Genomic DNA, 13,499 nt, shown 5'->3' with positions numbered 1-13,499 from the left:
ACAGACGCCGATCAGGAGTTGGCGGAGCGATGTGCGCCGGGGCGCCCGGTCCGGCCCGCACGACCTCCAGTGATCCCGTGCGCCGCCGGACCACCTCGACGGAAGCGGAGCGTCACAGGTTGACTCCATCTCGTAACCATCGGCGCACTGGACCCGTTGGAGGGGGCATGGGCTTCACGATCGGCCGGGAGACGCGGTCCGGCTCACGGCGCCGCGGCCGCATGTCGGACTGCACAACGGTGGCTGAGTACACCGGGCTGTGGGGCTGGACAGTCGTGCCGGGCGCCAGAGCGGGTTCCGGTACGGCGGGTCCGGGAGCGCGGGCCTGCTCGTGCGGCGATACGGCGTGCCGGGCACCCGGCGCCCATCCGCTGGACTTCGCGCCCGAGGTGCCGGCCGGCGCTTCCCTCGACGACGTGACCAAGACCTGGTCGGAGTTCCCGGGCGCGGCGGTGCTGCTGCCCGTGGGCCGTACGTTCGACGTCATCGAGGTCGCCGAGGCCGCGGGGCGCCGGGCGCTCGTACGGCTGGAGCGGATGGGGCTGCCAGTGGGGCCGGTGGCCGCGACTCCGGACGGCCGGGCCCACTTCTTCGTCGCGCCGGGAGCCGCCGCCGAACTGCCCCGGCTTCTCTACCGGATGGGCTGGGACGACGCGGACCTGGACCTGCGCGGCCTGGGCCCCGGCGACCACATCACGGCGCCGCCGTCCGACCTGGCGGGCCTCGGCCCGGTCCGCTGGCTGCGCCCGCCGGCCCTGGACACGGCCCTGGCGCCGCCCCAGGCGCGGTTGCTGGTCGGGACCCTGGCGTACGTGGCGCACCGGTCACCGGCGTAGCGAAGGCCTCAATCGCCGGACGGGCTCCAAGAGAGCCCGTCCGGCGATTGAGGCCTTCGGGGTCGGGGCCGGGCCCCGGTTCGTGCTAGTCGCCGATCAGGGCGTCCACGAACGCCTCCGGCTCGAACGGAGCCAGGTCGTCCGCACCCTCGCCGAGCCCGATCAGCTTCACCGGCACACCCAGCTCGCGCTGCACCGCGATCACGATGCCGCCCTTCGCCGTGCCGTCCAGCTTCGTCAGCACGATGCCGGTGATGTCCACGACCTCCGCGAAGACCCGCGCCTGCACCAGGCCGTTCTGTCCGGTCGTCGCGTCCAGCACCAGCAGCACCTCGTCGAGCGGGCCGTGCTTCTCCACGACGCGCTTGACCTTGCCGAGCTCGTCCATGAGCCCGGCCTTGGTGTGCAGCCGGCCGGCCGTGTCGATGAGTACGACGTCCGCGCCCTCGGCGATACCTTCCTTCACCGCGTCGAAGGCGACCGACGCCGGGTCGCCGCCCTCGGGCCCGCGCACCGTGCGCGCGCCGACCCGGTCGCCCCAGGTCTGGAGCTGGTCGGTCGCGGCCGCGCGGAAGGTGTCCGCCGCGCCCAGCACCACGCTGCGGCCGTCGGCCACCAGTACGCGGGCGAGCTTGCCGGTCGTGGTGGTCTTGCCGGTGCCGTTGACGCCGACGACCATGACGATGCCCGGGATGTCGGCGCCGCTCTCGGTCTTCACCGCGCGGTCCATGTCCGTACCGAGCAGGTTGAGCAGCTCCTCGCGGAGCAGGACGCGCAGCTCGTCCGGCGTACGCGTGCCGAGCACCCGTACGCGCTCGCGCAGCCGCTCGACCAGTTCCTGGGTCGGGGCCACGCCGACGTCCGCGGTGAGCAGAGTGTCCTCGATCTCCTCCCAGGTGTCCTCATCGAGGTGTTCACGGGAGAGCAGGGTCAGCAGACCCTTGCCGAGGGTGTTCTGCGAGCGGGCGAGCCGGGCGCGCAGCCGCACCAGGCGGCCGGCGGTGGGCTCGGGAATCTCGATCTCGGGCGCGACGGGTTCAGCGACGACCGGGTCCTCGACGGCGACGGGCTCCTGGACGGCGGTCGACGCGTCGGGGAGATCCACCTCCTCGATGGTCCGGCGCGCTTCGTCGCGCGGTGGCGCCGCGTCCTCGCCGACCTGCGGTTCGGCGGGCGGGGCGGCGATGGTCGGCGTGCTCGGCGGCGCCTGGGGCGGCAGCTGCTTCTTCTTGCGGCTGCTGACCACGAGCCCACTGATGGCGCCGATCGCGACCAGGGCGATGACTACAGCAAGGATGACGATTTCCATAACCCACCCAGTATCAGCCACACCCGTACGGGACGGGTCTACTAGGAGGATCACACGAGAGCCTTGGGGAGGATTTGGACCTTTTGGGGGGACCGTACGTTCGTCTGCCCGTAAGATGCTGTTGGTCCCCCCACCCCTGCACGGAGTTCCCCCATGCCAGAAACCGTCGCCCCGGAGTCCGAGGGCGCGATAGAGACCCGCGGTCTTGAGCCCGTCCCCGACAACGAGCGCTCGGGCCGCGTCCGTGAACTCTTCCCCACCTGGGTCGCCGCCAACATCAGCGTGCTGCTGCTCACCATGGGCGCCGGCCTGGTGGTCTTCAACCGCCTGAACATCTGGCAGGTGCTGGCCGTCGCCGTCGCGGCGCCCGTCGTCTCGTACGGACTGACCGGCCTGATCTCGATCGCGGGCAAGCGCGGCGGGTCCCCGGGCATGGCGCTCTCCAGGGCGGTGTTCGGCCAGCGGGGCAATCTCTTCCCCGGCTCGCTGATCTGGATCGCGCGCTGGGGCTGGGAGACGATCAACGCAGTGACCGGTGCGTACGCCGTACTGACCGTGCTCGATCTGCTCTTCGGCATCAAGAGCAACACCACGCTGATCGTCGTGACGCTGCTGCTCTTCGTGGGCTGCACGTTCCTCGTCTCCGGTCTTGGCATCAACGCCCTGCGCCGGTGCAGCACCTGGTCGACGTACCTCTTCGGCGCCTTCAGCGTGCTCGTGCTGATCTACCTGATCGCCAGCACCGACTGGGCCGCCGTGTTCGCCAAGCCGGCCGGTTCGACCGCGATGATGATCGCGGGCATCGGCACCATCGCGGCCGGCGGCATCAGCTGGGTGCCTTCGGGCCCCGACTTCACCCGCTACCTGCCGCGCACGGCGTCGGGCAAGGGCATGGTCGGCGCCACCGTCGGCGGCGCGGGCGTCGTCGTCCTGCCGATGGTCCTCATGGGCGCGGTGATGGCCGTCAGTACGCCGGACCTGGCGTCGGCCAAGGACCCGGTGTCCTTCATCGGTGAGCTGCTGCCGAGCTGGATCGCCGTTCCGTATCTGCTGATCGCCCTGATCGGCATGCTGCTGATCAACTCGATGTCGATGTACTCGGCCGGCTTCACCGCGCAGACGCTGGGAATCAAGGTGCCGCGCGCCTGGGCCGTGAGCGTCAACGCGCTCATCAGCCTGGTCTTCGGCTTCCTGCTGATGGTGGTGGCGACGAGCTTCTTCGGCTCGTTCATCTCCTTCCTGACGCTGCTGGCCGTGGCGTTCTCGGCGTGGATCGGTGTCTTCGGTGTGGACATGCTGAGCCGTCGTACGTACGACGGTGAGGCGCTGATGGACACCACCCGCACCAGCGGCTACTGGTACCGCGGCGGTTTCGCCTGGCAGGCCATGACGGCGTGGGGCGTCGCGCTGATGATCGGCCTGCTGTTCACCAAGGTCGACTGGTTCACCGGACCGCTCGCCGGTTCCTGGATCGGGCGCAACGGCCTGGGCTGGGCGGCGACGATCGTCGTGGCGGCGCTGCTGTACGCGGTGCTGCCGAGGACGAGGGCCGAGGAGCCGGAGCAGAAGGCCGAGGCAGAGAAGGCGCCCGAGCCCGTCGGGAGCCTGTCCATCTGACGTAACGTCAACTAACGTCCCCCTTCGCCACATCGACACCCGGCGGAGGGGGACGTTTCGTCATGGCCTTCACAGTGGTCCGCTTCAACCTCGTCGATCCCGACGCGACCCCCAAGACGCACGCGGCCCGTTACCGCGCCGCCCTGGAGATGGCGGCGTACGCCGACGACCGCGGCATCGACACCGTCCAGACCGAGGAGCACCACGGCGCCGCCAACGGCTGGCTCCCCTCCCCCTTCGTCTTCGCGGGCGCGGTCCTCGGCGCGACGCGGCGCATCGCGGTCACCGTCTCCGCGGTCATCGGGCCGCTGTACGAGCCGCTGCGGCTGGCCGAGGACATCGCCGTACTCGACCTGATCGGCCAGGGACGCCTGGTCACGGTCGCGGGCACCGGCTACCGGCCCGAGGAGTACGAGCAGCTGGGCGTCGACTGGGGGCAGCGCGGCAGGCTCCAGGACGAGGTGCTCGAAACGCTGCTTCTGGCGTGGACCGGCGAGCCCTTCCCGTACCGCGGCCGTACCGTGCGCGTCACGCCGCGCCCGTACACGCGGCCGCATCCGCCCCTGCTGGTCGGCGGGTCGTCGCGGGCGGCGGCGCGGCGCGCGGCCCGCTTCGGCCTGCCGTTCTTCCCGAGCGCGCATCTGCCCGAGCTGGAGGCGTACTACCACGCGAAGCGGGCGGAGTTCGGGACCGACGGCTTCTGCATGATGCCGGCCGCCGAGACGCCGATGCTGCATGTCGCGGAGGATCCGGACCGTACGTGGGCCGAGTACGGGGAGCACTTCCTGCACGAGGCGCAGACGTACGCCTCCTGGCAGTCCAAGGACATCGCGTCGGCCGTACGGTCGCGGGCGACCACCGTCGATGAGCTGCGCGGCGAGGGGGTCTACCGGGTCGTGACGCCGGACGAGTGCGTGGCGCTGGCCGCCGGCAGCCTCGTACTGCATCCGCTGTGCGGCGGGATGCCCGTCGACGAGGGCTGGCGCAGCCTGCAGCTGTTCGCGGAAAACGTACTGCCCCGGCTCAACGGGTGAGCCGGGGCAGTGCCGTGTCCGAGGAGAGGGGCAGCGGGGGTTAGCCCATCTCCTCCAACGCCTTGCCCTTGGTCTCCTTCACGAACTTGAGCACGAAGGGGATCGAGAGCACGGCGAAGAATGTGTAGATCACGTACGTCCCCGAGAGGTTCCACTCGGAGAGGCTCGGGAAGCTCGCGGTGATCGCCCAGTTGGCGATCCACTGCGCGGAGGCGGCGACGCCGAGCGCGGCGGCGCGCAGCCGGTTCGGGAACATCTCGCCGAGGAAGACCCAGACGACGACACCCCACGAGAGGGCGAAGAAGAGCACGAAGACGTGGGCGGCGATCAGCGCGACGATGCCCTGGGTGTGCGGCAGTCTGCCGTCGATGAGGTCGGCGGAGAAGGCCCAGGCCTCGAAGGCGAGGGCGAGCGCCATACCGGTCGAGCCGATGAGGGCGAGCGGCCTGCGGCCGATCCGGTCGACGAACATCATGGCGATCACGGTGCCGACGATGTTGATGATCGACGTCGTGAACGAGTAGAAGAACGAGTCGCTCGGGTTGATGCCGACCGACTGCCACAGCGTCGCGGAGTAGTAGAAGGCGACGTTGATGCCGACGAGCTGCTGGAAGACCGAGAGGCCGATGCCGATCCAGACGATGGGCAGGAAGCCGAAGCGGCTGCCGAGCAGGTCCTTGAAGGTGGACTTGTGCTCGCTGCGCATGGCGTTCTCGATCTCGGTGACGCGCAGGTCGAGGTCGACGTTCTTACCCTCGACGTCGGCCAGGATCGCCTTGGCCTTGTCGACCTTGCCGACGGAGATGAGGAAGCGCGGCGACTCGGGGATGGCGAAGGAGAGCATGCCGTAGAGGACGGCCGGGACCACCATCACACCGAGCATGACCTGCCAGGCCTCGATGCCGAGCAGCTTGCCGCGCTGGTCGCCGTCGGCCAGGTTGAGGATGCCCCAGTTGACGAGCTGGGAGACCGCGATGCCGATGACGATCGCGGCCTGCTGGAAGGAGCCGAGGCGGCCGCGGTACGCCGGCGGGGCGACCTCGGCGATGTAGGCCGGGCCGATGACCGAGGCCATGCCGATGGCGATACCGCCGAGCACCCGCCAGAAGGCGAGGTCCCACAGGGCGAACGGGAGCGCGGAGCCGACGGCGCTGATCGTGAACAGCGCGGCCGCGATCTGCATGACGCGGATGCGGCCGATGCGGTCGGCGATCCGGCCCGCGGTGGCGGCGCCGATGGCGCAGCCGATCAGGGCGATGGCGATGACCTGGGCGAGGGTCGCGGATCCTACGTCGTACTTGCCTCGGATGCCTTCGACCGCGCCGTTGATCACCGAGCTGTCGTAGCCGAAGAGGAAGCCGCCCATCGCGGCTGCCGCCGTGATGAAGATGACGTGGCCGAGGTGGTCCGGGTGGGCCTCGCGGGCTCCGGACGCCGGTGGTTGCGCTGTGCTGGTCACATCAACTCCTGAGGCCTGGCCGCGTCGCCTGGCGTGGGGGGCAAGCACTTCCAGTGGGCACAACATGGGGCTGCCCACCACTTGAAGGTAAAAACGACGTTGCCGAGACTATGCCTTCAGGTTTCGAAGTCAAGAGCACGGCAATGTGAAGTTCGTGGATGCGGCGTGGCGGCTTGTGTTCAAGGTTTGAAGGTGAGACGGGCGGCAGGGCAACGCTCAGCGAAGACGCTGGCTGATGACCTTGGAGACGCCGTCCCCCTGCATCGAGACGCCGTACAGCGCGTCGGCGACCTCCATCGTCCGCTTCTGGTGGGTGATCACGATCAGCTGCGAGCTCTCCTGGAGCTCCTCCATGATCCGGATGAGCCGCTGGAGGTTGGTGTCGTCGAGCGCGGCCTCGACCTCGTCCATCACATAGAACGGGCTCGGCCTGGCCTTGAAGATCGACACCAGCATGGCCACCGCGGTCAGCGACCGCTCGCCACCGGAGAGCAGCGAGAGCCGCTTGACCTTCTTGCCCGGCGGCCGCGCCTCGACGTCCACACCCGTGGTGAGCATGTTGTCGGGATCGGTCAGGATCAGCCGGCCCTCGCCGCCCGGGAAGAGCCGCGAGAAAACCCCTTCGAACTCCCTCGCCGTATCCCGGAACGCCTCGCTGAAGACCTGCTCGACGCGCTGGTCGACCTCCTTGATCACCTGCATCAGGTCGGTGCGCGTCTTCTTCAGGTCTTCGAGCTGCTCGGAGAGGAACTTGTGGCGCTCCTCCAGTGCGGCGAACTCCTCAAGGGCCAGCGGGTTCACCTTCCCGAGCTGCTGGTACGCCCGTTCGGCTGCCCGGAGCCGCTTCTCCTGCTCCCCGCGCACGAACGGCCGCGGCTGGTTCCGGGGGTCCTGCGGGTCCTGGGGCACGTCCTCGCCCTCGGCGGGCGGCGACGGCGGTACGGGCTGATCGGGCCCGTACTCCGCCACCAGTCCCGCCGGTTCCACGCCCAGTTCCTCCAGGGCCTTCGTCTCCAGCTGCTCGATGCGCAACCGCTTCTCGGCGCCCAGCACCTCGCCGCGGTGGACCGAATCAGTCAGCTTGTCGAGCTCACCCTTCAGGTCGCGGCCGCGGCCGCGCTCGGCCGCCAGTTCCCGCTCGCACTCCGCCTTGGCCGCCTCGGCCGCGGCCCGCTCCTCGTCGGCCCGTACGAGCGAGACCTCGGCATGGGCCAGCAGTTGCCGCGCACCGGACGCGACGGCCGCCGCCACCTGCGCCTCGTGCCGCAGCCGCGCGCGCCGCTGCTCGACGCGCGCCCGCGCCTCACGCTCCGCGCGCGCCCCCCGGTCGAGGGCGTCGGCCCGTCCGGCGAGCCCCTTCACCCGCTCCTCGTGCGTGCGGACCTGGAGCCGGGCCTCCATCTCGGTCTGGCGGGCGTTGGCCCCGTCGGCGGCGAGCCGGTCCCGCAGGGAAGTGTCCGGCTCCTCCTCTACGGGCGCTTCCTCGGCCGCCAGCAAGCGCTCGGCCAGCTCCTGGGCCTCCTCAGTGGCCCGCTCCAGCGCTTCCTGGGCGCGGGCGGCGGCAGCGGCCGACCGCTCGGCCTCGCCCGCGGCGCCACGCGCCTGTCCGGCGAGCCGCCCGAGCTGCTGCGCGACGCCCGACTTCTCCCGGTCGGCGGCGCGGCGCCGCTGAGCCAGCTCCTCGACGAGTGCGGCACACGCGTTACGCCGCTCCCCCGCCCGGTGCTGGGCTCCCGCCAGCTCCTCGCACCGTACGGCGAGCTCCGCCAGCTCGGCGGCGGCCTCGTCGACGGAGGCCTGCACCTCCAGCAGGCTCGGCGCCCCCGCCGAGCCGCCGTGTGCGTAGTACGCCCCGAGAACATCGCCCTCGGCGGTCACAGCGGTCAGCCCCGGCCGGGCGGCGACCAGATCCTCGGCGTCCTCCAGCGTCCCGACGACGACCATGTCCCGCACGAGCCGCCGCACGGCAGGCATCAACTCGGCAGGCCCCCGCACCAGCTCCGCAACGGCCGGCGCCCCACCGCCCTCCCGCCGCGGCGCGACGACACCACCCCGCACAGCCACTCCCGCCACCCCGCCCCCCGAACCGGACGGACCGCCCTGGCCGGGTACGCCGTGAGGGGCGACGGGGCCCTCGGGGGCCGTGCGCTCGGTGGCCGCGCCACCGGGGTCGGCCGGCCGGCGGGGCGCGACGTCGACGGTGGCCGAGGCGCCGGTATCGCCGTCGCGCCCGGCGGACGCCGTGGTCCCCGCCGGGACGCGTGCGGGTGCTGCGCCCGCCGGTCCGCCCGGCAGGAGTACCGCCCGGCCCGCGTCCTGCTTGCGAAGGAGGCGGATCGCTTCGGCTGCCGTCGCCGGGTCGGTCACCGCGATCGCGTCGGCCGCGGCGCCCAGCGCCGCCGCCACCGGGATCTCGTAGCCGGGGGTGACCGTGAGGAGCTCCGCCGCCGGGCCCAGCAGGCCGGTGAGCCGGGGCTGCGCGGCGAGCAGTGCGCCCGTGCCGTCCTTGCGCCGCAGCCCCAGGGCCAGCGCGTCGTGCCGCGCGGAGATCGCGGCCCGGCGGCGCTCGGCGGAGGTGGCCGCCTCCCGGGCCGCCGTGAGCCCGGCTTCCGCCTCGGCGAGCTCCCGCCTGGCCGCCTCGTGCTGCTCGGCCAGGTCGGACTCGCCCGCGTCCAGCCCCTCCACCTCGGCCCTGAGCTGCTCGTACTCCTCCTGCGCGGCGGCGGCCCGCTCCTGGGCGCCCTCGTGCGCGGCGGCCAGCCGGTCGATCTCCGCCTGGGCCGAACCGGCCCTGCTGCGGGCCGCGTTCACCTGGCCGCTGAGCCGGGCCAGCCCCTCGCGCCGGTCGGCGATGGCCCGCGCCGCGTCCTTGAGCCTGCGCTCCTCGGCCGCCAGCTCGCGTTCGAGTTCGGCCCGGTGCTCGACCGTGTCCTCCAGCGCCCGCCGCGCCGCCTCCAGCGCGGCTTCCAGCTCCGCCTCCTGCTCGCGGATCCTGACGGCCTCGCGCTCCATGTCCTCCGGGTCGCGCCCGCGCCGCTCCTCCTCCTCCTGCGGAGCCGTCGCGCTCTTCACCCGGGCGTCGGCCAGCGAGACCGTGCCGCGCACCCGCTCCGCCAGCTGCGACAGCTCGTACCAGGTCTGCTGTGCCCGCTGGAGTCGCGGAGCGAGGCGGCGTACCTCTTCCTCCAGTTCCGCCTCGCGCGCCAGCGCGGCCCTCAGCTGCGCCTCGGCCGCGTCCTTGCGCTCCTTGAGCGCCGCCTCGTCGGCGATCTCCGCGCGCAGCGCCTCGCGCAGCTTCACCAGGTCGTCGGCGAGCAGCCGCAGCCGGGAGTCGCGCAGGTCGGCCTGGATGACGGCGGCCCGCCGCGCCACCGCCGCCTGCCGCCCGAGCGGCTTGAGCTGCCGCCGCAGCTCGCCGGTCAGATCCTGTATGCGCGAGAGATTCGCCTGCATCGCGTCCAGCTTCCGCAGCGCTTTCTCTTTCCGCTTGCGGTGCTTGAGAACGCCTGCGGCCTCCTCGATGAACGCCCTGCGCCCCATCGGATCGGCATGCAGTACGGAGTCGAGCTGGCCCTGCCCGACGATCACATGCATCTCTCGCCCTATCCCGGAGTCGGAGAGCAACTCCTGGATATCGAGCAGCCGGCACGTATCGCCATTGATCTGGTATTCGCTGCCGCCGTTGCGGAACATGATCCGCGTAATGGTGACTTCGGCGTACTCGATGGGCAGCGCACCGTCGGAGTTGTCAATGGTCAGGGAGACCTCGGCCCGGCCGAGCGGCGGCCGGCCGGTCGTCCCGGCGAAGATGACGTCCTCCATCTTGCCGCCGCGCAGCGACTTCGCGCCCTGCTCCCCCATGACCCAGGACAGCGCGTCCACGACGTTGGACTTGCCCGAACCATTGGGTCCTACGACGCAGGTGATCCCTGGTTCGAACCGCAGCGTCGTGGCCGATGCGAATGATTTGAAACCGCGGAGAGTCATGGCCTTGAGATGCACCGCCGCACTCTACCTTTCACCGCCGGTTTCACCCATGAAGGTGCAGGGCACATCAGACGGTAAGGGAAGAGGCCTACATACAGGGCGGAAAGAAAGAAGGGACGCCGAAGCGTCCCTTGCATTGTCTTGCTGATAGATCTTGAGCAGATCTCAAGCGGCTGATACGGACAGCCTGACGGGCTCGGATTCTCCTACGAGCCGTGTCAGGTGAGCGCAGGCTCCGCCTGGGGTACGTCGATGTCGATGCTGTCGAGCAGCGAATCTCCGCGGTGGTGAGCGGCGGCGCTCAGCGCGTCGTTCTCGGACTGAATCCGGTTGAGCTCGGACTCAAGATCCTGGACGCGCTGCTGAAGCCGTCGCATCTCGGCGAGGAGTCGCGGGTCGGAGCCGCCGACGTAACCGAGAAGCGCCTTTGCCATGATGGATGGTCCTCCACACTGAGTGACCGACCGAAGCGGTGGTGGGTCGTGAGGGAATCGCACCCGCGGTGCTTGTCATCTCTGTTGTTCTCAATGCCAAACAGCTAAGGTGCGCGGGGCTTCCAGAGTCTCACCAAAAAGTTTGACGGTCAACACGATCACGCCCCGTATCGCGGGCAGCCCGGGGGCGCGCAGGCGCGAAAGCGCGCCGTGCCGCCTCTACTGCGGGGCCCTGAGGGCGTAGAGATCATCCGTCCTTCGGCAGCTTTCCACGACATGCGTTTCTTGGCAACCACCAGGTCATTTCTGTCCCAGGCACCCACCACGGGCACTTCCGCAATGCGCCGGTGGCGCCTGCGAGCCGGGATCTGTCAGCGGACGTCGAATCCCGCGTAACCGCCGCGCGGTGTGCCCCAGATCTCGGTCACTCCCTCGACCCGCCCGGGAGTGTCGTCCGAGCACAGCCATTCCAGCAGACGGTGGCAATTCTCACGCGGACCCTCGGCCACGACCTGCACCCGGCCGTCGTCCAGGTTGAGGGCGAAGCCGGCGATGCCGCCGATCTCCAGAGCGTTTGCCCTGGTGAACCAGCGGAAGCCCACTCCCTGTACTCGGCCGCGTACCCAAGCGGTGAGCCGCACGTCTTCGTTCATGCCTGCACGCTAACTGGCCAATTGCTCACGAGGCACTTCGCCCCCACGCGTCATGGCGTACAGTCCCGACGAAATGAGGCCTCACTCGTTCGGGTGAGGCGCATTGACGTTGACCACGTCGAGCAAGCATGAGGAAGGCCAGCAGATGGGACGCCATCGTCGCTCCGCCGCCGGACCCGTGGCAGACCACGCGGACGCACCGGCAGGCCAGCACCAGGGTGGTGCGCGCCGCCGGAAGAAGCGGGCCGCACCCGTACGCACCGGGCTGCTCGGTGTCTCCGCCGCCGTGGCCCTGGGAGCCGTGGCCGTCGCCTCCGGGCTGGTTCCCGGCGGTGAGAACTACTCCTTCAGCGGGGGCACGGGGGACCAGGTCCGCGCCGAAGGCCCGGCCGGGTTCGAGACCCAGGGCGGCAGCACGGCGCAGCCCACGGACCGGGCGACGACGCCCTCCGCCGAGGACACCGGGGGTGCGCAGGCGCCGTCGAAAACTCCTTCGCCCAAGCCGTCCAAGCCCACGAAGGACGCGGAGAAGCCCTCCGCCAAGCCGTCGGCCAAGCCTTCCCAGCGGGAGAAGGCCGTGGACAAGCGCACGGAGAAGCCGGCCGAGCCCCGGAAGACCGCGAAGCCCGAACGCGTCGTGCCCACCCCCACCGTGAAGGCCCCGGGGAACGGCAGCACGGTCGGTTCAGGCGCCGAGTCCGCCGCCGAGGCGGCCGTCCTGACCCTGGTCAACCAGGAGCGGGCGGCGGCCGGCTGCTCTCCGGTCCGCGCCGACGGCCCGCTGGCCGCGCTGGCTCAGGACTTCAGCGAGGACATGGCCGCCCGTGACTTCTTCGATCACACCGATCCGGACGGGGCGACCCCCTGGGACCGCGCCGAGAAGGCGGGCATCGACGGCCTGGGCGGCGAGAACATAGCCCGCGGCCAGGCCGATGCCCAGTCGGTGATGGACGCCTGGATGAACAGCGAAGGCCACCGGGCGAACATACTGAACTGCGACTTCAAGACCCTGGGCGTCGGCGTGCACATGGCCTCCGGCGGCCCCTGGTGGACTCAGAACTTCGGCTTCTGAGCTTTCCGCAGGTCAGCGGCCTAGTCTGACGCTTGGGCCGTGTCAGGGCCGTCGGCGGGCTGACTTTGGTGAGCGAAGACCCCATCGACGGCTGCCCCGGGTCCGGGTCTTGCTGTTCGGCATCAGGTGTGTGTACGTCCGGAGGGTGTAGCCCGGATCGTGGTGCCCGAGGTATTCGCTCAGTGCCTTGATGCTCTCGCCCGCGTCCAGGAGGACCGAGGCGTAGAAGTGGCGCAGCGCGTGCATCCCGTTCTCGCGTCCGGTCGTTATGCCGGCCGAACGCAGGGCGGGACGCCAGACGCGATCGTTGAAACGGTTCCGGTTCAGCGCCAGCCCCTCAGCGCTGACGAAGATGAGCGTTGCCGTCACCGGCGGCCCATCCACGGTCTTCCACGGCAGCGTTACCTCAGTGGGCTTGTGCCGAGTGATGTGAGCCGCGAGTGCGAAGACCACCGACTCGGGGAGCGGCACGTCACGCTCCTTGCCACCCTTGGGCGGGGCGAACACGGCGCGGCTACCGAGCAGCTTGACTTGGCGAACGGCGTGCAGGACACCGCCGAGGAAGTCGACATTTTCGACAGCGAGCCCAAAGACCTCTCCTTGTCGCAGCCCGCATCCGGCGGCAACCTCGATCATCTCGCTGTAGCGGTCGGGGAGCTCCGGGCGCACGCTCATCACTTGCTCGTACGTCCAGGGCTTGACCTTGCGAGGATCGAGCCGAGGAGCCTTGACCGAGCGGGCACGGCACGGGTTTTCCTTGATGACGCGGTCTTCTACAGCGGCGGTGAAAACCGTAGAGACGTGCGCGAAGATCACACGGCGGTAGCCGGGCGAGAGTCCGGCGTCCTCCATCTGCCGCATCCAAAAGCCGCAGGTGTGAGGGCTGGATTGCGCCCATGGTGCGCGAGCCCAAGTAAGGGACAGCGTGCAGGCGAAGCCGCATGTCGACGGCCCGCGTCGCCGGGTCAGTGGTTTGTGTCTTCAGCCAACCAGTCACCTACTGCCGGAACGTGGTCTTGCCCCAGGATCACAGCCTGCCCGAGTTGCCGGCCAGCGTACGGCCCCCTGATCATGCTCGACCCCAAACCGGGCAGGCCA

At 70.3% G+C, this 13,499-nt stretch carries 10 protein-coding genes; 4 read left to right on the top strand and 6 right to left on the bottom strand.

From position 1 onward, the window contains the following. The first annotated feature begins 167 nt into the window (after nucleotides 1-167). Nucleotides 168-836: a bifunctional DNA primase/polymerase gene (locus J7E91_RS28030; RefSeq protein ID WP_214909359.1), complete on the top strand. Its 669-nt coding sequence runs from the start codon at nucleotides 168-170 to the stop codon at nucleotides 834-836. A gap of 85 nt (nucleotides 837-921) precedes the next feature. Here J7E91_RS28030 and ftsY read toward each other — a convergent pair whose 3' ends face one another. Then, a complete protein-coding gene (ftsY, locus tag J7E91_RS28025; RefSeq protein ID WP_214909357.1) occupies nucleotides 922-2,145 on the bottom strand; it encodes a signal recognition particle-docking protein FtsY in 1,224 nt (407 codons plus the stop codon). Between the two features lie 153 nt (nucleotides 2,146-2,298). Here ftsY and J7E91_RS28020 point away from each other — a divergent pair, with 153 nt between their 5' ends. Both J7E91_RS28020 and J7E91_RS28015 read left to right on the top strand, forming a co-directional pair. Further along, nucleotides 2,299-3,762, top strand: coding sequence for a cytosine permease (locus tag J7E91_RS28020; RefSeq protein WP_214909355.1), 1,464 nt, complete (start codon nucleotides 2,299-2,301; stop codon nucleotides 3,760-3,762). Between the two features lie 62 nt (nucleotides 3,763-3,824). Next, on the top strand, nucleotides 3,825-4,796 hold the full coding sequence (locus J7E91_RS28015) for an LLM class flavin-dependent oxidoreductase (RefSeq protein ID WP_214909353.1): 972 nt from the start codon (nucleotides 3,825-3,827) through the stop codon (nucleotides 4,794-4,796). Between the two features lie 40 nt (nucleotides 4,797-4,836). Here the strand turns inward: J7E91_RS28015 and J7E91_RS28010 are convergent, their stop codons facing one another. The 4 genes from J7E91_RS28010 to J7E91_RS27995 form a co-directional block, all read right to left on the bottom strand. Then, on the bottom strand, nucleotides 4,837-6,255 hold the full coding sequence (locus J7E91_RS28010) for a sugar porter family MFS transporter (RefSeq protein ID WP_214909351.1): 1,419 nt from the start codon (nucleotides 6,253-6,255) through the stop codon (nucleotides 4,837-4,839). A gap of 216 nt (nucleotides 6,256-6,471) precedes the next feature. Beyond that, nucleotides 6,472-10,257: an AAA family ATPase gene (locus J7E91_RS28005; RefSeq protein ID WP_214909349.1), complete on the bottom strand. Its 3,786-nt coding sequence runs from the start codon at nucleotides 10,255-10,257 to the stop codon at nucleotides 6,472-6,474. Nucleotides 10,258-10,460: 203 nt separating this feature from the next. Further along, nucleotides 10,461-10,676 (bottom strand): hypothetical protein, encoded by a 216-nt coding sequence (locus tag J7E91_RS28000; protein WP_028814575.1) that lies wholly within the window; start codon nucleotides 10,674-10,676, stop codon nucleotides 10,461-10,463. Between the two features lie 371 nt (nucleotides 10,677-11,047). After that, the gene (locus J7E91_RS27995) at nucleotides 11,048-11,329 is read right to left on the bottom strand and encodes an acylphosphatase (RefSeq protein WP_214909347.1); all 282 of its coding nucleotides are present in this window, start codon (nucleotides 11,327-11,329) and stop codon (nucleotides 11,048-11,050) included. Nucleotides 11,330-11,474: 145 nt separating this feature from the next. Here J7E91_RS27995 and J7E91_RS27990 point away from each other — a divergent pair, with 145 nt between their 5' ends. Further along, nucleotides 11,475-12,401 (top strand): CAP domain-containing protein, encoded by a 927-nt coding sequence (locus J7E91_RS27990; protein ID WP_214909345.1) that lies wholly within the window; start codon nucleotides 11,475-11,477, stop codon nucleotides 12,399-12,401. A 42-nt stretch (nucleotides 12,402-12,443) separates the two neighbouring features. Here the strand turns inward: J7E91_RS27990 and J7E91_RS27985 are convergent, their stop codons facing one another. Then, on the bottom strand, nucleotides 12,444-13,253 hold the full coding sequence (locus tag J7E91_RS27985) for a site-specific integrase (protein WP_251016359.1): 810 nt from the start codon (nucleotides 13,251-13,253) through the stop codon (nucleotides 12,444-12,446). Between the last annotated feature and the right edge of the window lie 246 nt (nucleotides 13,254-13,499).

It is taken from the genome of Streptomyces sp. ISL-99 (assembly GCF_018614005.1).
GTDB lineage: Bacteria > Actinomycetota > Actinomycetes > Streptomycetales > Streptomycetaceae > Streptomyces > Streptomyces flavidovirens.
This window is presented reverse-complemented; position numbering and strand designations above follow the sequence as displayed.